The 22,390-nt window shown below is 67.1% G+C and carries 19 protein-coding genes; 13 read left to right on the top strand and 6 right to left on the bottom strand.

Annotated features, from left to right (window positions below; genetic code table 11):
- Positions 1 to 6: 6 nt before the first annotated feature.
- The 4 genes from AC3WOS_RS00685 to AC3WOS_RS00670 form a co-directional block, all read right to left on the bottom strand.
- The gene (locus tag AC3WOS_RS00685) at positions 7 to 747 is read right to left on the bottom strand and encodes a DsbA family protein (protein WP_492713845.1); all 741 of its coding nucleotides are present in this window, start codon (positions 745 to 747) and stop codon (positions 7 to 9) included.
- The gene (locus tag AC3WOS_RS00680; RefSeq protein WP_492713843.1) at positions 744 to 971 is read right to left on the bottom strand and encodes a tautomerase family protein; all 228 of its coding nucleotides are present in this window, start codon (positions 969 to 971) and stop codon (positions 744 to 746) included. Before AC3WOS_RS00680 ends, AC3WOS_RS00685 begins: the two co-directional genes overlap by 4 nt.
- Positions 972 to 1,011: 40 nt before the next feature.
- Entirely contained in the window at positions 1,012 to 1,872 is an 861-nt protein-coding gene (locus AC3WOS_RS00675) for an oxidoreductase (protein ID WP_492713842.1), read from the bottom strand.
- A gap of 94 nt (positions 1,873 to 1,966) precedes the next feature.
- Positions 1,967 to 2,695, bottom strand: a complete 729-nt coding sequence (locus AC3WOS_RS00670) for an SDR family NAD(P)-dependent oxidoreductase (protein WP_492713841.1) — start codon at positions 2,693 to 2,695, stop codon at positions 1,967 to 1,969.
- A 308-nt stretch (positions 2,696 to 3,003) separates the two neighbouring features.
- Between AC3WOS_RS00670 and AC3WOS_RS00665 the strand changes: the two genes are divergently transcribed.
- The 6 genes from AC3WOS_RS00665 (at position 3,004) to AC3WOS_RS00640 (ending at position 10,424) form a co-directional block, all read left to right on the top strand.
- Entirely contained in the window at positions 3,004 to 3,831 is an 828-nt protein-coding gene (locus AC3WOS_RS00665; RefSeq protein WP_492713839.1) for a substrate-binding periplasmic protein, read from the top strand.
- Between the two features lie 335 nt (positions 3,832 to 4,166).
- Positions 4,167 to 5,513, top strand: coding sequence for a glucarate dehydratase (gudD, locus tag AC3WOS_RS00660; protein ID WP_492714005.1), 1,347 nt, complete (start codon positions 4,167 to 4,169; stop codon positions 5,511 to 5,513).
- 32 nt (positions 5,514 to 5,545) lie between these two features.
- Positions 5,546 to 6,334: an aldolase/citrate lyase family protein gene (locus AC3WOS_RS00655; protein ID WP_492713837.1), complete on the top strand. Its 789-nt coding sequence runs from the start codon at positions 5,546 to 5,548 to the stop codon at positions 6,332 to 6,334.
- Positions 6,331 to 7,227, top strand: a complete 897-nt coding sequence (gene glxR, locus AC3WOS_RS00650) for a 2-hydroxy-3-oxopropionate reductase (protein ID WP_492713835.1) — start codon at positions 6,331 to 6,333, stop codon at positions 7,225 to 7,227. Before AC3WOS_RS00655 ends, glxR begins: the two co-directional genes overlap by 4 nt.
- Before the next feature lie 13 nt (positions 7,228 to 7,240).
- Positions 7,241 to 8,569 carry a glycerate kinase type-2 family protein gene (locus tag AC3WOS_RS00645; RefSeq protein ID WP_492713834.1) on the top strand — a complete coding sequence of 443 codons (1,329 nt, stop codon included), beginning with the start codon at positions 7,241 to 7,243 and terminating at the stop codon, positions 8,567 to 8,569.
- Between the two features lie 172 nt (positions 8,570 to 8,741).
- Positions 8,742 to 10,424 carry a diguanylate cyclase domain-containing protein gene (locus tag AC3WOS_RS00640; RefSeq protein ID WP_492713831.1) on the top strand — a complete coding sequence of 561 codons (1,683 nt, stop codon included), beginning with the start codon at positions 8,742 to 8,744 and terminating at the stop codon, positions 10,422 to 10,424.
- A 24-nt stretch (positions 10,425 to 10,448) separates the two neighbouring features.
- On the opposite strand, the gene AC3WOS_RS00635 is transcribed toward AC3WOS_RS00640, so the two are convergent.
- Positions 10,449 to 12,629: an O-linked N-acetylglucosamine transferase, SPINDLY family protein gene (locus AC3WOS_RS00635; RefSeq protein WP_492713829.1), complete on the bottom strand. Its 2,181-nt coding sequence runs from the start codon at positions 12,627 to 12,629 to the stop codon at positions 10,449 to 10,451.
- A gap of 257 nt (positions 12,630 to 12,886) precedes the next feature.
- Here AC3WOS_RS00635 and AC3WOS_RS00630 point away from each other — a divergent pair, with 257 nt between their 5' ends.
- The gene (locus AC3WOS_RS00630; RefSeq protein WP_492713827.1) at positions 12,887 to 13,471 is read left to right on the top strand and encodes a TetR/AcrR family transcriptional regulator; all 585 of its coding nucleotides are present in this window, start codon (positions 12,887 to 12,889) and stop codon (positions 13,469 to 13,471) included.
- Positions 13,472 to 13,533: 62 nt separating this feature from the next.
- The gene (locus AC3WOS_RS00625; protein WP_492713826.1) at positions 13,534 to 14,817 is read left to right on the top strand and encodes an MFS transporter; all 1,284 of its coding nucleotides are present in this window, start codon (positions 13,534 to 13,536) and stop codon (positions 14,815 to 14,817) included.
- Between the two features lie 70 nt (positions 14,818 to 14,887).
- Here AC3WOS_RS00625 and AC3WOS_RS00620 read toward each other — a convergent pair whose 3' ends face one another.
- Positions 14,888 to 15,802, bottom strand: coding sequence for a LysR family transcriptional regulator (locus tag AC3WOS_RS00620; RefSeq protein ID WP_492713824.1), 915 nt, complete (start codon positions 15,800 to 15,802; stop codon positions 14,888 to 14,890).
- A 114-nt stretch (positions 15,803 to 15,916) separates the two neighbouring features.
- Here AC3WOS_RS00620 and AC3WOS_RS00615 point away from each other — a divergent pair, with 114 nt between their 5' ends.
- The 5 genes from AC3WOS_RS00615 to AC3WOS_RS00595 all read left to right on the top strand — a co-directional run bounded on the left by AC3WOS_RS00615 (position 15,917) and on the right by AC3WOS_RS00595 (position 22,385).
- Entirely contained in the window at positions 15,917 to 17,005 is a 1,089-nt protein-coding gene (locus AC3WOS_RS00615; RefSeq protein WP_492713822.1) for a tartrate dehydrogenase, read from the top strand.
- Between the two features lie 110 nt (positions 17,006 to 17,115).
- Positions 17,116 to 18,465: a C4-dicarboxylate transporter DctA gene (gene dctA, locus AC3WOS_RS00610; RefSeq protein WP_492713820.1), complete on the top strand. Its 1,350-nt coding sequence runs from the start codon at positions 17,116 to 17,118 to the stop codon at positions 18,463 to 18,465.
- 23 nt (positions 18,466 to 18,488) lie between these two features.
- A complete protein-coding gene (locus tag AC3WOS_RS00605) occupies positions 18,489 to 19,787 on the top strand; it encodes a glycerate kinase type-2 family protein (RefSeq protein ID WP_492713819.1) in 1,299 nt (432 codons plus the stop codon).
- Between the two features lie 26 nt (positions 19,788 to 19,813).
- A complete protein-coding gene (pyk, locus tag AC3WOS_RS00600; RefSeq protein ID WP_492713818.1) occupies positions 19,814 to 21,232 on the top strand; it encodes a pyruvate kinase in 1,419 nt (472 codons plus the stop codon).
- Between the two features lie 73 nt (positions 21,233 to 21,305).
- Entirely contained in the window at positions 21,306 to 22,385 is a 1,080-nt protein-coding gene (locus AC3WOS_RS00595; RefSeq protein WP_492713817.1) for a porin, read from the top strand.
- Positions 22,386 to 22,390 lie beyond the last annotated feature (5 nt).

Below are 22,390 nucleotides of genomic sequence, written 5' to 3'. Positions count from 1 at the left end.
ATGCCGTTAAGTTAAAGGACCGCTAAGCCGGCTTCGCGGACAAAAATGGGGACGTACCCCTTTTCTTGGAAATGGGGACGTACCCCTTTTTTTGCGGCCATGGCGCTCCGCCAGTGCCGCCTGCGCGTCCTGGAGTTGCTGCTCGAGCTGCTCCACATGGGCGTAGCCCAGGCTGATGGCGACGCGTTGTTCCCCGGCCTCGAGCAACAAGGCCGGGAAACTGCGGATGCCGATGGCCCGCACCAGCGCGAACTCCGCGGCCGCGGCGGCAATCGTCGCCGGATCTGACCACGCCAGCTGGAAGGCGGCGGCGTCGGCCATGATGCCCTGCGCCTGCAGTCCGGCGACCGCGGTCCGGGCCAGCACCGCGCCATCGGTGGTATCGAGACCATCGACATAGAACGCCACCTGCAGGGCGCGGAACAGCGCCAGCTGGTCGGCCGCGGGGGCCACGCGCCGTGCCGTCACCACCGCGCGGCATATCGGTTCCGTATCGTAGACGAAGTTCTTGCGCGCCATCAGGGCCTTGCGGTTGAACGGCAGTCCGCTGGCCTCTTCGACGCGGGCCCAATGGGTGAGGCGGAACTGCTTGCCGTTCTCGTCGAGCACATCGGTGGCGCCAGCCCGCAAGCCGCCCACCAAGATCTCGACGGGCAATTCGGGGTGACGTTCGGCCAGGGCAGTCATTTCCTTGGCGAAGCCGTAGCACCATGAACACATGGGGTCGGCGACAAAGATCAGTTTCATGGCTGCCCCCCGGCCTTGGCGGCAGCCTGGCGGGCACGCTGGGCCGTCGCGCTCTCGCGATTGCCGCCCCAGTTGTCGGTCTCGACCTCGTCGATGATGACGAAGGTGGTAGCCGGGTTCTTGTTCAGCACGCGCACGAGCAGGTCGGTGACGCCCTCGATCAGGGCCAGTTTTTGCCCGGCTGTGGCGCCGTCTTTGGTGATGCGGATATTTACGTATGGCATGGTGATACTCCAGTGGTGAGTGTTATGAACGTTATGCAAATCAGCCGTAGTCCGTCGAGCGTGAAACGGGGTCCCATTGCTCCAGCTCGGCCGCCATCGCTTCCTGACGGTTGCGGACCAGATCCAACGCGTCGCTGCCGAGCAGCAAATGGCGTGGCGCCTGCTTCAACGCCAGTATGTCGAGCAAGACCTGGGCGGCCCGTTCAGGCGCGCCAGCCTGGGTCCCGCTCTTGGCCTTGCGGGCATCGCGGATCGGATCGAATATGTCGTCGTAGTCGGCGATGTGGCGATGCGCGCGCACCATCGAGCGTCCCGCCCAATCGGTGCGGAAGGAACCCGGCGCGAATGCGCTGACACTGACGCCGAATGGCGCGACTTCCTGCGCCAGCGACGCCGTGATCCCCTCCAGCGCGAACTTGCTGCCGCTGTAGAAAGACAGGCCCGGCAACGCGACCCGGCCTGCCATGGACGTGATGTTGACGATGTGCCCCGTGCGGCGCCGGCGCATTTGCGGCAAGACTGCCTTGATCATCGCCACGGTGCCGAAGACGTTGACGTCGAACTGGCGCCGCAAATGATCCAGGGGCGACTCCTCGAGCGTGCCTTCGTGGCCGTAGCCGGCGTTGTTGACCAGCACATCGATCGGGCCCACCGTCCGCATCATCTGCATCACGGCGGGTGCGATCGCGGCAAAGTCGCTGATGTCGAGCACGACCGCATGGGCCCGGCCGTCGCCCAGTTGTTCGAATTTCGCGCGATCGGCCAGCTGGCGTACGGTGCCGATGACACTATCGCCAGCGGCCAGCGCGGCCCGGGCAAACGCCAGGCCCAGGCCGGAACTGACGCCGGTGATCAACCAGACGCGGTGCGGTCTCTCTTCCATTGCCGTGCTGTGTTCCATGTACATCTCCTTTCAAGTGCAGGAAATAGCGCGCGTAGCCACTGTTCCCGTCCGGCGCGCTGGCGCGCCGGACGGGACAGAGCGGCCCGCCGCCTTACCACTTACCGTTGTGCGCGCCGCCGTCGACCCGCAGCACTTCGCCGGTCACTTGTTTTGCTTCGGTCAGGTACACCACGGCATCGGCGATGTCGGCCACGCTGGAAATCGTACCCATCGGGTGCAGGGACTTGAGGAAGTCAACGGGCACGTCCTTCAACAGCGGGGTATCGACCGAGCCAGGCGCCACCACGTTGACGCGGATGCCCTGTTTGGCAAACTCCGAAGCCAGGCTGCGGCTGGCCGCTTCGATGCCGCCTTTGGTAATCATCGGCACGGCGGCCGTCAGCGCGGCATTGGGCGCGATGGCCAGGGTGCTGCTGATGCCGACGATGCTGCCGCCACGGCCCTGCGCCAGCATCTGCTTGATCACCAGCTGGCTGATGTACAGAAAGCCTTCCAGGTTGGTGTGGACCAGCGCGTGAAAATCGTCCTGGCTATACTCGAGGAAGGGCTTGGCGATGAAGATGCCGGCGTTATTGACCAGACCGTCAATGGCGCCGAATTTGCTGATCGCGGTATCGACGATCTTTTGTGCGGTGGCCGGTTCGGCGATGTTGCCATCGACCAGCGCCAACCGGTCGGAGGGGGTAAAGGCGGCGCTCTTGCTGATGCTGCGCGAATTGCCGACGACGTTGTAGCCGCGTGCCAGGAAGGCGTTGACGACGCCTGCGCCTATGCCCTGCGATGCGCCGGTCACGATAATGGTTTGATTTTGCTGGTTCATGGTGAGCCCTTAGTGGATGGTCGGTTGATCCGATCGGTGTTGATCGGGTGAAGCCACTGTACGCGGCAGGGGGCAGCGGATAAATGGGCTGAGGGGATAATGAGTAGTTACACCATGTCATCAATGGCGCGGTTTTCTTGCGTATGGCGCCGGTAAGATGAAGCCAAGGCGCGCGGACAAGGGGGCCGCTTTCGCTACCTGCACGTCACGCGTAGTGCCCAGCCGGCGGCGGATTTTGCCCGGTACGGCGGCGAGCACCATGCCTGGCCAACGGGTGGGCAGACGCACGCAACATGGAGGAGATCGCTATGCGTTCGACAGCAGGAGCAGTGATCCGGCAGTTCGCCCTGGTAGCGCTGAGTTTGGTCTTGTCGCTGCCCATGGCGGCATCGGTCGGCGCGGCGCCGCCGGCACAGGAACTGCAGCTACTGGCCACGGAATATCCTCCAGTGGTCTTCAGTGAGGAAGGCAGGGCGAGCGGACTTGGCAGTGACGTCGTGAACGAGATACAGAGGCGCCTCGGGACCCGCGCGGTGATACAGGTGCTGCCCTGGACCCGGGCGTACCGCATGGCCGTAAAGGGGCCGAACGTTGTCCTGTTTCCCACCATGCGTACCAAGGCACGCGAATCGCAGTTCAAGTGGGTGGGGCCGTTGATGACGGCGCAAACGGGCTTTTATTCCTTGTCGGGAACCGGACCGGCCATCGCAAGTCTGGCCGAAGCAAGGACGGTGAGCAGTGTGCTGGTGCCGCGTGGATTCTTTTCGCAGCAAATCCTGCAAAATGCCGGTTTCGATAATCTCAAAGAAGTGAGCACGCCGGAAACGATGGTGCGCATGCTGATACGCGGTCGCGCGCCGCTGATGGTTTCCGATAACATTACTCTCGGCACATTGTTAGGCAAGGTTGGCGGCGCCAGGTCAGACGTCAAGCTGCAATTCACTTTTTTGAAAACGCAAGGCTATATCGCGTTTTCTCGCGATGTGCCCGACGCACTCATACAAGAATGGCAGCACAGCCTCGATGAAATGAAACGCGACGGGACGTTCGCCCGGCTTTATCAAAAATGGCTGCCAGGGGAGACTCCACCGGGCTTCAAACCAGGTGCCATCTGGGACTCGACGAGCTACAGGTGAATTTATGATTGGCATCAATGTTCGCCGGTTGAGGCCTGGCCCGCTGCCACATGAATCGTGTTTCCCAGCGATAATTTCCACTCACATCGTACGACATCGTACCTCATGACGATTCGTTAAAGCTACTGGTCACACTTCTTCTCACCTGATGGGACGTGCGCGCGGGAAGCAGCCGTCCGGACATGGGAATGTTGCCGGTTCCGGGCAGGGCGCCACCCGGCACCGCACCGCCGCAATCAAATTCATTAAAGTGTTGTTGCAAATTGAGGCCGGCAATCCTATACTTTAGTTGTACGACGACTGATATCGAATAGGAGATGCAAGCCATGACAAATATGTACGCCCAGCAAGCCGCTGGGAAGACGCCGGTCATCACCGGCATGCGGGTCATTCCCGTCGCGGGCCGGGACAGCATGCTGCTGAACCTGAGCGGCGCCCACGGTCCTTACTTCACGCGCAACATCGTGATCCTGACGGACAGCGCCGGCAATACGGGACTGGGCGAAGTTCCCGGTGGCGAGCCGATCCGCAAGACGCTGGAGGATGCCCGCCAGCTGGTCATCGGCCAGCCCATCGGCAAGTACCAGGGCATACTCAACCAGGTGCGCGAAACGTTCCGCGATCGCGATGCGGGCGGCCGCGGCCTGCAGACCTTCGACCTGCGCGTCACCATCCATGCCGTGACGGCACTGGAGGCGGCGTTGCTGGACTTGCTGGGCAAGTTCCTGGACGTGCCGGTATGTGCCTTGCTCGGCAACGGCCAGCAACGTGCCGAAGTCGAGATGCTCGGCTACCTGTTCTACGTGGGCGACCGCGCCGCCACCACGCTGGAATACGACAGCGACCCCGACGCGGCCGATGCCTGGTCGCGTCTGCGCCATGAAAAGGCCATGACGCCGGAGGCGATTGTGCGCCTGGCCGAAGCGGCCCAGGCACGCTACGGTTTCAATGACTTCAAGCTCAAGGGCGGCGTGCTGCGCGGTGACGAGGAGATGGAGGCCGTGACGGCGCTGGCGGAACGTTTTCCCGATGCCCGTATCACGCTCGATCCCAACGGCGCCTGGTCGCTCAAGGAGGCGATACGCCTGTGCCGCGGCAAGGGCGACGTGCTGGCCTATGCGGAAGACCCGTGCGGCGCCGAGCAGGGCTATTCGGGCCGCGAAGTGATGGCCGAGTTCAGGCGCGCCACCGGCCTGCGCACGGCCACCAACATGATCGCCACCGACTGGCGCGAGATGGGGCACGCCATCCTGCTGCAGTCGGTCGACATTCCACTGGCCGACCCGCACTTCTGGACCATGCAGGGCTCCGTGCGCGTGGCGCAGATGTGCCACGAATGGGGCCTGACCTGGGGCTCGCATTCGAACAACCACTTCGACATTTCGCTGGCCATGTTTACGCAGGTCGGGGCGGCCGCACCCGGGGCCATCACGGCGCTCGATACGCACTGGATCTGGCAGGATGGCCAGCGCCTGACCGTTGAGCCGATGCAGATCGTTGGCGGCAAGATCGCCGTGCCGGCCAAGCCTGGCCTGGGCGTGGAGGCCGACATGGATGCGATCGAAGCGGCCCACCAGCTGTACCTGCGCAAGGGGCTGGGTGTACGCGACGATGCGGTGGCGATGCAGTTCTTCTTCCCCGGCTGGAAGTTCGACAACAAGCGTCCCAGCTTCGACCGCTGAGGGATGGATAACGAGATTACGGAGTCCGGATCATGAATCTGCCTGTCAATCAATTCAAGCACGCCATCGCCCATGGCCAGTTGCAGATCGGCTTGTGGTCCGGCCTGTCGAACAACGTCACCGTCGAGGTGCTGGCCAATGCGGGTTTCGACTGGCTGCTGCTCGACACCGAGCATTCGCCCAACGAGCTGCCGATGGTGCATTCGCAATTGCAGGCGGCCGCCCAGGGGCGCACGCATCCCATCGTGCGCCCGCCCTGGAACGATACCGTCACCATCAAGCGCTATCTCGATATCGGCGTGCAAACGCTCTTGATTCCGTTCGTCCAGGACGAGCACGAGGCGCGCAGCGCGGTGGCGGCCACGCGCTATCCGCCGTTGGGCGTGCGCGGCTATTCGGCCGCGGCGCGCGCCTCCGACTATGGCCGTGTGCAGGATTATCCGACCCGGTGCGAAGCGCAGCTGTGCGTGCTGGTCCAGGTGGAAACGCCGTTCGCGCTGGCCAATATCGAAAAGATCGCGGCGGTTGACGGCGTGGACGGCATCTTCATCGGGCCCGGCGACCTGTCGGCCGCGATGGGCCATATCGGCAATCCCAAACACCCCGAGGTGGTGGCGGCAATCGCCGACGCGATCGCGCGGATACGCGCCTGCGGCAAGGCCGCCGGCATCCTTACCGGTGACGAGGCTCTGGCCCGTCATTACATCGAGCTTGGCTGCACTTTCGTTGCCGTGGGCAGCGACATCAGCATCCTGGCGCGCGGCGCGGAAGCGCTGGCCGCCAGATTCAAGCCGTCAGCGAACCAGGGAGTAACAGCATGAGCAACATAGGATTTATCGGTCTCGGCATCATGGGCACGCCCATGGCGCTCAATATACTCAAGGGCGGCCATCGCCTGTACGCATATAGCCGCCAGCCCCTCAAGGCGGAACTGGCCGAGCAGGGCGCGATCGCCTGTCGCTCGGGCCAGGAAGTGGCGCAGAATGCCGACATCATCATCATCATGGTGCCGGACACGCCGGATGTCGAACAGGTGCTGTTTGCCGAAGGCGGCGTGGGGCAAGGCCTTGCCGCCGGCAAGATCGTGGTGGACATGAGCTCGATCTCACCGATCGAGACCAAGCGCTTCGCCGCCCGCATCAACGCGCTCGGTTGCGCTTACCTCGACGCGCCGGTGTCGGGCGGCGAAGTGGGCGCCAAGGCGGCCAGCCTGACCATCATGGTGGGCGGGCCGGAGCAGGCATTTGAGGCGGTGCGGCCCGTCTTCGAACTGATGGGCAAGAACATCACGCTGGTGGGCGGCAATGGCGACGGCCAGACCACCAAGGTGGCCAACCAGATCATTGTGGCGCTCAACATTGAAGCCGTGGGCGAGGCGTTGCTGTTCGCCTCGCGCATGGGGGCGGACCCGGGCAAGGTGAGACAGGCGCTGATGGGCGGATTTGCCGCCTCGCGCATACTCGAGGTGCATGGCGAGCGCATGATCAAGCGCACCTTCGCGCCGGGCTTCCGGGTCGAACTGCACCAGAAGGACTTGAACCTGGCGCTCGGCTGCGCGCGCCAGCTCGGCCTCAGCCTGCCCAACACGGCCACCGCCCAGGAGTTGTTCAACGCCTGCGCCGCCCACGGCGGCAAGGGGCTGGACCATTCGTCGCTGGTGCGCGCACTGGAGATCATGGCCAATTTCGAGATCGGCGCGGGAGCCGCGCAATGAAGGGATTGTCGCCATGACCGATCCCCGTCAATTGCTGCGGCGGATGTTCGATGCGGCCGTCGATGCGGCGCAGCCTTCCCATTGCCTGGCCGCACATCTGCCGCCGCCGCCGCGCGGGCGCACGCTCGTGATCGGCGCCGGCAAGGCGTCGGCCGAAATGGCGCGGGTGCTGGAGCAGCATTGGCCCGGCGAACTGTCGGGAATGGTGGTGACGCGCTACGGGTATGCGGTGCCATGCGAGCGGATCGAAGTGCTCGAAGCGGCACACCCGGTGCCGGACCAGGCGGGCATGGATGCCGCCCGGCGCATCCTCGACAGCGTGGCCGGCCTGTCGGCCGACGACCTCGTGATCTGCCTGATTTCGGGCGGCGGTTCGGCCTTGCTGGCGTTGCCGGGGGAAGGGCTGGCGCTGGCCGACAAGCAGGCCATCAACAAGGCCTTGCTGGCCAGCGGCGCCACCATCAGCGAAATGAACTGCGTGCGCCGCCACCTGTCCGCCATCAAGGGCGGGCGGCTGGCGGCCGCCTGCCACCCCGCTCGGGTGGTGACACTGCTCATCTCCGACGTGCCGGGCGACGATCCTGCCGACATTGCCAGCGGCCCGACGGCGGCGGACCGCAGCACCTGCGGCGAGGCGCTGGCGATCCTGCAGCGCTACGGCATCGCGCCCGCTGCCGCGGTGCGCCAGCTGCTCGAAAGCGGCGCCGGTGAAACGGTCAAGCCTGGCGACCCGCGCCTGGCCGGCGCGCAGCTGCGCATGATCGCCACGCCGCAGATGGCGCTGCAAGCGGCGGCGGCGGTGGCTGCCGCCGCCGGCGTGCCGGCGCATATCCTGGGCGACAGCATCGAGGGGGAGGCGCGCGACGTCGGCAAGGTCATGGCCGGCATCGCCAGCCAGGTGGCAGCGCACGGCCAGCCGTTCACCGCGCCCTGCGTGCTGCTGTCGGGAGGCGAAACCACGGTCACCGTGCGCGGCAGCGGCCGGGGTGGCCGCAACGTGGAGTTCCTGCTGGCGCTGGGCATCGCGCTGGACGGCAAGCCCGGCATCCATGCGATGGCCTGCGATACCGATGGGGTGGACGGCCAGGAGGACATTGCCGGCGCCTACCTGTCGCCTGACTCGCTGGCGCGCGCCTGGGCGCGGGGTATCAATCCCCGCGCCAGCCTGGCCAGCAATGACGGCCACGGATTCTTCCAGGCGCTGGGCGACTCGGTCGTCAGCGGTCCGACCCTCACCAACGTCAACGACTTCCGGGCCGTCTATATCGGGCCGGGCAGCGCAACCAGGACAGCATCGCGCGCCGCAGGGCGGCAGGTTGTTGTTGCGAATAGGAAAGAGTGAGAATGTGTGTATTTTGGCTGTTCGGCAAGCTGCTATCCTAAGATTGCTCGCAGATAGTCTCCAGGGCCGTCCCCCCATCCTGTTCCAGCACGCCTGTAGCGGGGCGACGCGCGCCCGCGTGGATGCCCCTGCCGGCATGGAGGACACGCTACGTCATTGAGAAAGCGACCAGATGGCCGAATCCCTGCACATCGAAGCGGCATCCGCCGGCGACATGAAGAGCCGCCGCCTGATCCTGATCGCCTGGCTGTTCTCCGCCATCATCGTGCTGGTGCTGGCCTTCACCTACTACGGCATCGGCCTGCTGTCGGCCGGACGCGCTTATGTCGGCGGCGAGGGCCTGTGGTCCAAGGCCCAGAAGGATGCCGTGTACGCGCTGGCGCGTTATGCGCGCTACCAGCAGGCGGCCGATTTTCAATCCTACGAGCAGGCGCTGGACGTGATCCTGGGCGACCGCCAGGCGCGGCTCGAACTCGAGCGCGCAGAGCCCGACCTGGCACTGGCGCGCGCCGGCTTCCTGCGCGGGCGCAACCACCCCGACGACATCGACGGCATGATAGGCCTGTTCCGCCACTTCCGGCACATACCCGACATCGACGAGGCGATAGCCATCTGGACCCGGGCCGACGCCGAGATCGACCGGCTGATGACCCTGGCGCAGGAAATCCGTCTGGCCGTGCGCGCGGGCCGGACAGGGGAGGACGCCATGCTGCCCTACCTGGGCCGGCTGTCGCTCATCAACCAGCGCCTGAAGCCGCTCGAGGATGCCTTCTCCTCGACCCTGGGCCAGGCGGCGCGCCTGACCAAGACCATCTTGCTGGTGGTGTTGTTCGTGGGCGTATCGCTGCTGCTGGGCGCGGCGCTGCTGTTTTCGCTGCGCATGGTGCGCCATACCGAGAGCGTGGAGCGGATGCTGCGCCATGGCGAACGCCAGTTGCGGGCCTTGCTGCGCTTCGCTCCGCTGCCCATCGTCATCGTCAGGCTGCGTGACGAGGCCATCGTGTTCGCCAACGAACATGCCTTGAAACAGTTCAAGCTGGCCGCCGGCGGGCTGCAACAGGCCCGCCCCGGTGACTTCTATGTGCGCCCGGACGACCGCGAGGCACTGCTGGCGCAGCTGCGCCAGCACCGCAGCGTCGAGGACTGGGAAGTGCGGCTGCGCGATACGCGCGGCGTCCTGTTCTGGGCCAGCCTGTCGTCGCAGTGCATACAGTATGACGGCGAGGAATGCGTGCTCACGGCGGTCAACAACATCGAGCTGCGCAAGCGCCACCAGCAGGAGCTGCAGCGCCGCGCCTTCTACGACGAGCTGACGGGACTGCCCAACCGGGCCATGTTCATGGATGCGCTCGACGACCTGCTGACCAGGAAGGAACTGGAGGAGGGCAGCTTCGCCCTGATGTTCATCGACGTCGACCGCTTCAAGATCATCAACGACGAGCTGGGACATGACGCGGGCGACAAGCTGCTGCAGGAAGTGGCCGGCCGGCTGACCGCCAGCGTGCGCCCGTCCGACGTCGTGGCCCGCCTGGGCGGCGACGAGTTCGTGGTGCTGACGACGGAGCCGATGGATGCCGACAGCGTCAGCCAGACCGCCAGGCAGATCATGGATGCCATGGCGCCGGCCTTCGCGCTGGGGCAGCGCGACATCAGCGTCACCATCAGCATCGGCATCAGCAGCTATCCGCACGACGGCACGGACCTCACGAGCATGATGAAAAGCGCCGATGTGGCCATGTACCGCGCCAAGGAGCGGGGCCGCAACAACTACCAGTGGTACGGGCCGGCCAGGCCGGACCATGGCCAGCCGCACCCGCACCCTCAGCCGAGGGCGGACGCCTGCCAGGACGAGTGAGGCCGGCGGCCCGGCGCCGTCCCGTCAGCCGGCGACGAGCGTGGCCAGGTAGTCCTCGAGGGCCCGTACCGGCGTCCGGTCGTGGTACAGCACATCGCGCCGGGCCGTGATGGCCTCGCGCACCGTGGCGCGCAGGGCGGCGTCGCCGGCCAGGCTGGCGGCCAGCGCCACGTAGCCGTCGCCGTCGGCCTGCACCAGGTGGTCCAGCCCCATGCGGCGCAGGATGGCGCTGCCGAAGCGGCCACGCATGTAGCGGCCTTCCACCGTCACCACCGGCAGCGCGCAGTCCACCGCCTGCATGGCCGTGTTAAAGCCCGAGAAGCCTATCGTATCGAGGAACACGTCGGCCTGGCGCAGGATGCTGTAGAAGCGGGCGGGCGGTTGCCACGGGATGCTCACCAGGTAGTCTTGCGGCGCCAGTCCGGCCTGCGCGAACGCCTGCGCCAGGCGCGCCTGCAACAGCGCCGTCAGGTGGCTGGCCTGGACGTTGGAGAAGAACAGGAACTGGCAGGGGCCGCAGCGCTGGGCGATCTGCACCAGCACGTCGTCGTATTCGGGCGCGTACTTGAACGGCGAACCGGGGCAGATGAACAGCGGCACGCCGGCGCGCACGCCCAGCGCCGCCAGGTCCACCTCGGCCGGCGGCACGGCGGCCGGTGCGTAGCAGCAGCCCAGGTTGGGCAGGCGCACCAGCTGTTCCGCGTAATGGTCCTGCGCCTGCTCGTCCTCCAGCCCGGCGGCCGACAGGTAGGCGTCGATGGTGGGCAGGCCCGTCGTCTCGGGATGGCCCCAGGTGGCCAGCTGGCGCGGCGCCAGGCGCAGCGCGGCCAGGCGGGGCGCCATGGCATCCATGCCCAGCTCGGGATAGATCAGCACATCGACGTTGGCGCCGGCGATCAGCCTGGCCCATTCCAGTTCGGAGCGCGCGCCCTGGTGCATGACGGCGGCGCGGCTGCGGGCGTAGGCCGTCTCGCCGTCCTCCTGGCTGCCCAGGTAGAACAGGTGCAGCTCGAAACGGTCGCGATCGAGTTCGCTGAACCAGCCGCGCACGATGGCGCGCCACACGGGATGCTCGACGATGTGGGCCGACACCACGCCGACCCGGATAGTCCCCGGGCCGGCCTTGCGGGCGGCGGGGACGGCGGGCAGGCCGCGCTGGGCGGCCCACTGGCCCATCAGCCGGCTGCAGATGGCGCCGTACTGCGACAGCAGCGCGCGGTTGTCCAGCTCGTGATAGCTGAGGTAGAACGGATGGCAGCCGCCCACCACGGCCAGCGGATTGGGCACGGGGTCGGACGGGCCGCGCTGCGCCAGCCAGGCCTCGAAGTCGGCCAGGTCGCGGGCGAAGCCGGCGCGCACCGCCGCCAGGTCGTCGCCGGCCGGGCGGATGATGGGCAGCTTGACGACCGCTTGCTTGAGCCGGATGTCGGCCGCCTGCGGCGCCAGCCGGGCCGCTTCGTCCAGCGCGACCAGGGCCGCCTCGCGCCGTCCCATCAGGTACAGGGCGCCGGCCTTGTGGTTCCACGCGTTGAGGTGGGTGGGATCGAGCTGCAATGCCTGCTCGAAGCAGAGCAGGGCTTCGTCGCGCCGGTGCAGCGTTTGCAGCACGGTGCCGCGCGCGTTGTGCAGCTCGGGCGTCGCCTGCAGCGCCAGCGCGCGGTCGATGGCGGCCAGCGCTTCCCCGGTCCGGCCCAGGCGGTTGAGCACGTCGGCGCGGGCGGCCAGGGCCAGCGCGAAGCGGGGCCGCAAGGCCAGCGCGCCGTCGTAGTCGGCCAGCGCATCGTCGAAGCGGTTCAGGTCGCGGTACACATTGCCGCGGTTGTTGAGGGCGTCCGGATGGCGCGGGTTGAGCGCCAGCGCCCGCGCGTAGCTGTCGAGCGCCAGCTGATGGCGGCCGTTGCCGTGCAGGGCCAGCCCCAGGTTGGAATGGGCTTCGGGGTCGTTCTTGTTGAGGTTGATGGCCTTCTTGATCAGGTCCACGGCCTCCTGGTGCCGTCCCTGCTGGTACTTGATGACGCCCAGGTAGTGCAGGCATTCTGGCTGTTTGGCGTGGCGCGCCAGGATGGCCGTGTACAGGCTTGCGGCCGCATCGAGCTGGCCTTGCTGGTGCAGGCCCAGGGCGCGCTGCACCTGCAGCTGCAGGGGGACGCCGGGCTGGAAGCCGGCCGCCGCTTGATACGTTTGATTCTGGTTGCTGCTCAACATCGCTGTTCGTCTCCCGGGAGCGGCTTGCCAGCGCCGCACGCCGGACGGCATCCGGGGCCTGGAACTTGCCATAAATGCATGAATCTGGAGCGGCGATTGTATGCGATTCACGGCGGGCACAGGTTGCTGCCTGTCCCCTTAGAGCCTTTCCTCTAGCCCGGAGATTTCAGCGCGCCCTCGCACTCTCATTAATGATACTTGACATCTATTTTATTTATGACTACCATCATTTATTATCAGATGAAAAGGAGCCCGCCATGCCACGCGTATCGCGCCAGCAAACCGAAACGAACCGCGCCGCCATCGAGCAGGCGGCGGCGCGCCTGTTCCGCGAACAGGGCTTCAAGGCCGTCAGCGTGAATGACCTGATGGGCGCTGCCGGCCTCACGCACGGCGGATTCTACGGCCATTTCGCGTCCAAGGATGCCCTGCTGGCGGCCGCCTGCGAGAAGACCTTCGCCGAGTCGACGGCACGCTGGTCGGCGCGCTGCGACAGCGGCGCCGGCAAGCAGGCCGCCTTCGATGCGCTGGTGTCGAACTACCTGTCGGCCCGTAGCCGCGACAACGCGGGTGCGGGTTGCCCGGTGGCGGCGCTGGCGTCCGACGTCGCGCGCGAGGATGCCGATGCGCCCGTGCGCGCGTCATACGTGGCCGGCACCAAGCAGCTGCTGGCGCAACTGGCGCGCATGGCCGACGGCGATGACGCCGCGGCGCGCGAGCAGCACGCCATGCAGGCGCTCGCCATGATGGTGGGCGCGCTGACGCTGGCACGCGCCACCGATGGCGACCCCGTTTCCGACGCCATCCTCACCGCCGCGCTGGCCGCGCTGCACACGCACTGAGGCTGGCCGCCGATTCCGCCAGCTCCGACAACGCCACCAATACCGCTCCACAGGACCCGCTCATGCTCTCCCAACCTTTCTCCGCCTGGCTCGGCCGGCGCGGCATCCACTACGCCTGGGTCGTCGCCGCGATCACCTTCCTGACCGCGCTGACCTCGTCGGCGGCACTGGGCCTGCCCGGCGCGCTGATGCAGCCGTTGAGCCACGAATTCGGCTGGAACGCTGAACAGATCTCGTCGGCGCTGGCCGTGCGCTTCGTGCTGTTCGGCCTCATGGGGCCGTTCGCCGCTATCCTCATGGAGCGTTTCGGGCTGCGCCGCGTCGTCTGCACGGCGCTCGCGCTGATCACCTCGGGCATGCTGCTGGCCACGCGCATGACGGCGTTCTGGCAGCTCGTGGCGCTGTTTGGCATCATGCTTGGCGTGGGCTCGGGGATGACGGCGCTGGTGCTCTCGGCCGTCGTGGCCAACCGCTGGTTCGACGCGCGCCGCGGCCTCGTCATCGGCCTGCTGACGGCCAGTTCGGCCACGGGGCAGTTGCTGTTCCTGCCCGCGGGCGCCTGGCTCATCGAGCATTTCGGCTGGCGCACGGCGCTGTTCCCCGTGCTCACCAGCTGCGCCATCGTGGCCGTGCTGGCGTTGCTGTTCATGCGCGACCGTCCGCGTGACATGGGCCTGGCCGCGTACGGCGCCGACCCCGCCACGGCGCTCGCGCCTGCGCCCGCGCCCATGCGCGTGACCTTCGCCACGCCGTTCCGGGTGCTCGCCAGCGTGGCGCCAAATCGCACGTTCTGGGCGCTGTTCGGCACCTTCTTCATCTGCGGCCTGAGCACCAACGGCCTGATCCAGACCCACTTCATTTCCTTGTGCGGCGACGCCGGCCTGAGCGCCGTGCCGGCCGCCTCCGTGCTGGCGATGATGGGCGCGTTCGACCTCGTCGGCACCATCAGCTCGGGCTGGCTGTCGGACCGCTACGACAACCGCAAGCTGCTGTTCTGGTACTACGGCTTGCGCGGGCTGTCGCTGTTCTGGCTGCCGTATTCGGAATTCACGCTCTACGGCCTGTCGATGTTCGCGCTGTTCTACGGCCTTGACTGGATCGCCACCGTGCCGCCGACCGTGCGCCTGGTGGGCGCCACCTTCGGCAAGGAGCGCGCGGGCATGGTGTTCGGCTGGATCTTCGCCGGCCACCAGCTGGGCGCGGCCGTGGCCGCCTACGGTGCGGGCCGCATCCGCACGCTCATGCTCACCTATAACCCGGCGCTGTTCGCCGCCGGCGCGGCCTGCCTGGTGGCCGCCGGCATCGTGATGACGATACGGCGCCAGCACGCGCCGGCGGCGGCCTAGCGGGCAGCTGCCCGGCGCGGCGGGCGAGTACCTCTCCTGATCAAATATCCTGGCCAGTGCGCCGGCCCGCTCAGTCGAACCGTTCAAACGCCTCCGTCAGGAACTCGACGAAGGTGCGGATGCGGGCCGACAGCTGGTGCCGCTGCGGATAGACGGCATAGATGTCGGCATCGGGCGTGCGGTACTGGGGCAGGACCTGGACCAGGCGCCCCGTCTCCAGGTAGCGCTCGATATCCCACTCGGCCCGCATCAGGATGCCGTGCCCGTCCAGCGCCCAGTTGACGGCGATCTCGCCATCGTTTGTCGTCAAGTTGCCGCGCACCTTGACGGCATCCCCATCGTGCCCGGCGCCGCGCCCGGAAGACAGGCGCCACAGGCCATACGCTTCGTCACCTTGCCGGATGCAGATGCAGTTGTGGCGGCCCAGTTCGGCCGGCGACTTGGGCTCGCCGCGCCGGGCCAGGTACTTGGGCGAGGCGCACAGCAGGCGCCGGTTGGCCGCCAGGCGCTTGGCCACCACGCGCGTGTCGGCCGGCGCGCCGAAGCGGATGCAGACGTCGAACTGGTCGTCCGTCAACGGCGGCGGGTCGACCGACAGCTGCAGCTGCACATCCACCTCCGGATAGCGCAGCACGTATTTCGAAATGGCGGGCGCGATATGGAGCCGGCCGAACCCCAGCGTCGCGTTGACCCGCAACTGGCCCTTGGGCACACCCTTGGAGCTGGTCAGCAGCTGGTCCAGTTCGGCGATCTCGTCGAGGATACGGCGCGCATGCTCCAGCAGGACTTCCCCTTCCGGCGTCAGGCTCATGCGCCTGGTGGTGCGGTTCACCAGCGGCACGCCCAGCCGCGCCTCGATCTGGCTCAGCCGCTTGCTGACGGCCGAGGTGGTGATGCCCAGCTCGCGCGCCGCCCCGCTCAGGCTGCCGCAATTGGACAACGACACGATAAAGCTCAATTCGGCAGGCTGGAATCCGTTGCTCATGGTTGATTGTTGAGTCCTGGGTTAACAATGGATTGAGTTTAGGCCAGTTATGCGGGGCCGTCCACTCGCTACAGTGGCTGCACATCCCGCCACCTCAATCACAGGAGACCGTAAATGAAGACCTACCAGATCGCAACCATCCCCGGCGACGGCATCGGCAAGGAAGTCGTGCCAGCCGGCCAGCAAGTACTGGCGGCCTTGGCCGCCACCAGCAACACCTTCCAGTTCGCGTTCGAGGACTTCGACTGGGGCGGCGACTACTATCGCCAGCATGGCGTGATGATGCCGGCCGACGGCCTGGACGCGCTGCGCAACAAGGACGCCATCCTGTTCGGTTCCGCCGGCGATCCGGACATCCCCGACCACATCACGCTGTGGGGCCTGCGCCTGAAGATCTGCCAGGGCTTCGACCAGTACGCCAACGTGCGTCCCACCCGCATCCTGCCCGGCATCGACGGCCCCCTCAAGCGCTGCAGGCAGGAAGACCTGAACTGGGTGATCGTGCGCGAAAATTCGGAAGGCGAATACTCGGGCGTGGGCGGGCGCGTGCACCAGGGCCACCCGATCGAGGCCGCTACCGACGTCTGCATGATGACGCGCGTGGGCGTCGAGCGCATCCTGCGCTACGCCTTCAAGCTGGCCCAGTCGCGGCCGCGCAAGCAGCTCACCGTCATCACCAAGAGCAACGCCCAGCGCCACGCGATGGTGATGTGGGACGAGATCGCGCTGGAAGTGTCGCGCGATTTCCCCGATGTGAAATGGGACAAGGAGCTGGTGGACGCCGCCACCGCGCGCATGGTCAACCGTCCGGCCACCCTGGACACCATCGTCGCCACCAACCTGCACGCCGACATCCTGAGCGACCTGGCGGCGGCGCTGGCCGGCAGCCTCGGTATCGCCCCCACCGGCAACATCGATCCCGAGCGCCGCTATCCGTCCATGTTCGAGCCGATTCACGGTTCGGCCTTCGACATCATGGGCAAGGGCCTGGCCAATCCGGTCGGCACCTTCTGGTCCGTCGTCATGCTGCTGGAGCACCTGGGCGAACACGAGGCGGCCCGGCGCGTGATGCAGGCCATCGAGCGCGTCACGGCCAATCCCCAGTTGCACACGCGCGACCTGGGCGGCATGGCCACCACGGCCGACGTGACCCGCGCCGTGTGCGATGACCTGCAGGCCGGCCTGCAGCGCCAGGCCGCATAAGGGCCCGTGTTCCAGGCGCCGGGATCGCCGGCGCCGGTCCGTCCCCACCGGCCGCGCAAGAGCAGGGCGGGACGGCATCCAGGCAAGACTACATTTCAGGAGACAGCATCATGTCCAGGCGTTTTTATTCCAAACTCTATGTGCAGGTATTGATCGGCGTACTCGCCGGCGGCCTGCTCGGTTATTTCTATCCCAAGCTCGGCACGGACGTCAAGCCGCTGGGCGATGCCTTCATCCGGCTCATCAAGATGGTGTTCGCCCCCGTCATTTTCGCCATGGTGGTGCTGGGCATCGCCAAGATGGAGAGCATGAAGGAACTGGGCCGCGTGGGCATGCGGGCCCTGATCTATTTCGAAGTGATGTCCACCTTCGCCTTGCTGCTGGGACTGGTCGTGGTCAACGTGGCCCAGCCTGGCGCCGGCATGAATGTGGACGTCCATACCCTTGATACCTCAAGTATCTCCAGCTACACGGCGGCCGCGGCCAAGTCCGGCGGCTTCATGGAATTCCTGCTGGGGATGATACCGACCAGCGTGGTCGAATCGCTGGCCAAGAACGACATCCTGCAGATCCTGGTGTTCGCCACCATGTTCGGCATGGCGCTGTCGCACATGGGGCGCCGGGCCAAGCCGGTGGTCGACTTCCTGGAAGCGTTCAGCAACGGCATGTTCATCGTGGTCGGCATGATCATGCGGGTCGCGCCCATTGCCGCCTTCGGCGCCATCGCCTTCACGGTGGGCAAATACGGCGTCGCCTCGCTGCTGTCGCTGGGCCAGCTGATGGGCTGCATGTACCTGACCTGCATCGTGTTCGTGGTCGTCGTGCTGGGCCTGGTGGCGCGCCTGTCCGGCTTCAGCCTGTTCAAGTTCCTGCGCTACATCAAGGAAGAGATCTTCACGGTGCTGGGCACCAGCTCGTCCGAGTCGGTGGTGCCGCAGTTGATGCGCAAGCTGGAACATGTGGGCGTGTCCAAGCCCGTGGTCGGCCTGGTCATTCCGGCCGGCGTCACCTTCAACCCGGACGGCCAGTGCATCTACTACACCATGGCCGCCATCTTCATCGCCCAGGCCACCAACACGCCGCTCACCATCACCGACCAGCTGGTCGTGATGGGCGTGCTGATGCTGACCTCCAAGGGTTCGGCCGGCGTGACGGGGTCCGGCTTCATCACCCTGGCTGCGACGCTCGCCTCGATGGGCAAGATCCCCGTGGCCGGCATGGTGCTGCTGCTGGGGGTGGACCGCTTCATGTCCGAAGCGCGCGCCATCACCAACACCATCGGCAACGCCGTCGGCACCATGGCCATCGCCCAGTGGGTGGGAGCCTTGGATCGCCAGCGCATGGAGCGCGTGCTCGACGGCGCATCCACGCCGGAGGAAATGCGGTCCCTGTATGCGCCCGACGACGTGGCCGACCAGCCGCCGGCCGCACTGGCGAGCGTGCAAAAAGTCTCCGCCTGACCATGCCACCAGTGGAGAACACGATGAACCTGAAATCCCAAAGCGACACGGGGCCGGGCGGGCAGGCCCGGCGCCTGCTGCAAAGCCTGTTCGAGGCGGCCATCGCGGCCGCGCAACCGGCCCTGTGCGTGCCACCCGCGCTACCCGAGGCGCCCAAAGGCCGGCTGATCGTGATCGGCGCCGGCAAGGCGTCGGCCGAGATGGCGCGCGCCGTGGAAGCGAACTGGCCCGGTCCGCTGACCGGCCTGGTGGTCACGCGCTACGGCTACGGCGTGCCATGCCAGCGCATCGAGATCGTCGAGGCGGCCCATCCCGTGCCCGACGCCGCCGGCCTGGCGGCCGCGCGCCGGATACTGGACCGCGTCCTGGGCCTGAGCGCGGACGATACGGTGCTGTGCCTGATCTCGGGCGGCGGTTCGGCGCTGCTGCCGCTGCCGGCCGAGGGCATCAGCCTGCAGGACAAGCAGCAGGTGAACGCGGCGCTGCTGGCCTGCGGGGCCACCATCAGCGAAATGAATTGCGTGCGGCGGCACCTGTCGGCCATCAAGGGCGGCCGCCTGGCCGCCGCCTGCCACCCGGCCAGGGTGGTGACGCTGCTGATCTCCGACGTGCCCGGCGACGATCCGCGCGACATCGCCTCCGGCCCAACGGTGGCCGATGCCAGCACCTGCGCCGACGCGCTGGCCATCATCGCCCGCTACGGCATCGCCTTGCCGCAGCATGTGCTCGACGTGCTGCGCAGCGGCCGGGGCGAGTCCGTCAAGCCGGGCGACCCGCGGCTGGCGCGCAGCGAGGTGCGCATGGTGGCCACGCCCCAGATGGCGCTGGAAGCGGCGGCCAGGGTGGCCGCCACCGCGGGCCTGCCGGCTCACATCCTGGGCGACAGCCTGGAAGGCGAGGCGCGTGACGTGGGCAAGGTGATGGCGGGCATGGCCATGCAGGTGGCGCGGCGCGGCCAGCCGTTCCAGGCGCCGTGCGTGCTGCTGTCGGGCGGCGAAACCACCGTCACCGTGCGCGGCAACGGCCGGGGCGGGCGCAACGTGGAGTTCCTGCTGGCCTGCGCGGCCGCCTTGCAGGGCGAGCCCGGCGTGTACGGCCTGGCCGGCGACACCGACGGCGTGGATGGGCAGGAGGAAATCGCCGGCGCCTGCATCGCGCCCGACACGCTGGAGCGCGCCTGGGCCGCCGGCCTGCGCCCGAACGACAGCCTCGATAACAACGACGGCCACGGCTTCTTCCAGGCCCTGGGCGACAGCGTGATCACCGGCCCCACACTGACCAACGTCAACGACTTCCGCGCCATCCTGGTCACGCGCCAGTAAGCGACTACTCCAACAGGAACACCATCATGCACCGCAACCGTAACGCCAAGATCGTCGCCACCCTGGGACCTGCCAGCAGCGACAGGGACACGATACAGGCCTTGTTCGCCGCCGGGGTCGACGTCTTCCGCCTCAACTTCAGCCACGGCGAGCATGCCGACCACAAGCGGCGGCTGGACATCATCCGCGCCATCGAAAGCGACAGCGGCCGCCCGATCGGCATCCTGCTCGACCTGCAAGGGCCCAAGCTGCGCCTCGGTACTTTTGGCGACGGCCCCGTCATGCTGGAGGCGGGCGCCGCCTTCCGGCTCGACATGGAGCGCGACGTGCCGGGCGACCGGCATCGGGCCGCATTGCCCCACGTGGAAATCTACCGCGCGCTGGAAACGGGCACCGAACTGCTGATCGATGACGGCCGGGTGCGGCTGCGGGTCGAGTCCTTCGGCCCCGATTACGCCGAGACCCGCGTCATCGTCGGCGGCCGCGTGTCCGACCGCAAGGGCGTCAACGTGCCCGGCGTCGTGCTGCCGCTGTCGGCCATGACGGACAAGGACCGGGCCGACCTCGATTACGGCTTGAGCCTGGGCGTGGACTGGGTGGCGCTGTCGTTCGTCCAGCGGCCCGAGGATATCGCGGAAATCAAGGCCATCGTCCAGGACCGGGCCGGCATCGTCGCCAAGCTGGAAAAGCCGGCCGCCATCCACAGCCTGGAGGCGATCGTCGCCGCCAGCGACGCCGTCATGGTGGCGCGCGGCGACCTGGGCGTGGAAATGCCGCCGGAGCAGGTGCCGGCGATCCAGAAGCGCATCGTGCGCGCCTGCCGCCGGGCCGGCAAGCCCGTCATCGTCGCCACCCAGATGCTCGAATCGATGGTGACGGCGCCCGTGCCCACCCGCGCCGAAGCGTCCGACGTGGCCACCGCCATCTACGACGGCGCCGACGCCGTCATGCTGTCGGCCGAATCGGCCTCGGGCCAGTATCCGCTCGACGCAGTGCGCATCATGGATTCCATCATCGCCCAGACGGAAGCGGACCCATATTATTTGCAGACGGTGGCGGCGGACCACGACGGCGCCGCCACCCTGGCCTCGGACGGCATCGGCGTGGCAGTGCGCAGCGTGACGCAGGCGCTCAGCGTCGCGGCCGTGGTGGCCTACACCAGTTCCGGCTATTCGGCCATGCGCATGGCGCGCGAACGCCCGCGCGCCCCCATCGTCGGCATGACGCCGCGCGCCGCCATCGCCCGCCGCCTGGCGCTGGCGTGGGGCGTCTATCCGGTGCTGTGCCACGAGGTGGTCGATGTGCTGGAAATGAGCACGTGGGCCTGCCAGACCGTCAAGCGCGAAGGCATTGCGCAAGCGGGGGGCACCATCGTCATCTCGGCCGGGATACCGTTCGGTACGCCCGGCACCACCAACCTGTTGCGCATCGCGCACATAGCCTGAACCGCGGCCCCGCGCCGCATCTTCCGCCATACCAACAATGGGCTGACAACCCAAACACAAAGGATAGACAACGATGAGCAAGACACTGATCGCCGCCACCCTCGCACTGGCCTACGCCAACCTGGCCTCGGCACAAACTTCCGTCAGCCTGTACGGCGTGGCCGATGCCGCGCTGGTGCGCGAAAGCGGCGGCGCGGCCGGCACCCTGAACAAGCTGACCAGCGGCGCCGCCTCGGCTTCGCGCATCGGTTTCAAGGGCAGCGAGGACCTGGGGGGCGGCTGGTCGGCCGTGATGACGCTCGAAACAGGCTACAAGCTCGACACGGGCGAGGTGGACGCGGCCGGCACCATCTTCAACCGCCAGGCATTCGTGGGCCTGCAAGGCGCCGCCGGTACGTTCACGCTGGGGCGGCAGTACACGCCATGGCACAACGCCCTGGCCGGGGTGGGCGACCCGTTCGCGACCGGCATGGCGGGCGGCGCCAAGAACCTGTTCCCCGATTCCGGCGCCAATGTCCGCAGCAGCAACACGGTGCGCTACGCTTCCCCGGCGCTGCATGGCGTCTCCGGCGAACTGGCCTACAGCGCCGGCGAGCAGGCAGGCAGCGCCGCCGGCCGCCAGTTCGGCGCCGCCATCGGCTACGCGGCCGGCGCGCTCACGGTGCGGCTCGCGTACAACAACAAGAACGGCGACGTGGCAGCAGCCCCCGGCGTGACGGTAGTCAGCCGCGATAATGGCCGCAACGCCCTGGTCGCGGCCAATTACGACTTCGGCCCGGTCAAGGCCTATTTCGCCTACGGCAGCGACAAGGGCTACAACAGCGCGCCGCTGGGGAATTCAGCCAACCCCTATGGCGGCGTCAAACCCACCGCATCGACGAACGGCAATGACATGCTGCTGGGCCTGAGCGCGCCGCTGGCCCGCGGCACCGTACTGGCGTCGTACATGCGCAAGAACGACAAGACAGCGCTGGACCAGGACGCGCACGCCTGGGGCCTCGGTTACCTGTATCCCTGGTCCAAGCGCACCACCATGTACAGCTCCTATGCCATGATCGGCAACCGGCACGGCGCCGGCTACACGGTGGCCAACAATAGCGAATCGGGCGCGGGCAACCACGGCTTGAACCTCGGTTTGCGCCATACGTTCTGAACCTG

The organism is Rugamonas sp. FW305-51, assembly GCF_058786935.1.
Note: the sequence above shows the minus strand (reverse complement) of the source record. Positions and strands in the feature narration are given on the sequence as shown.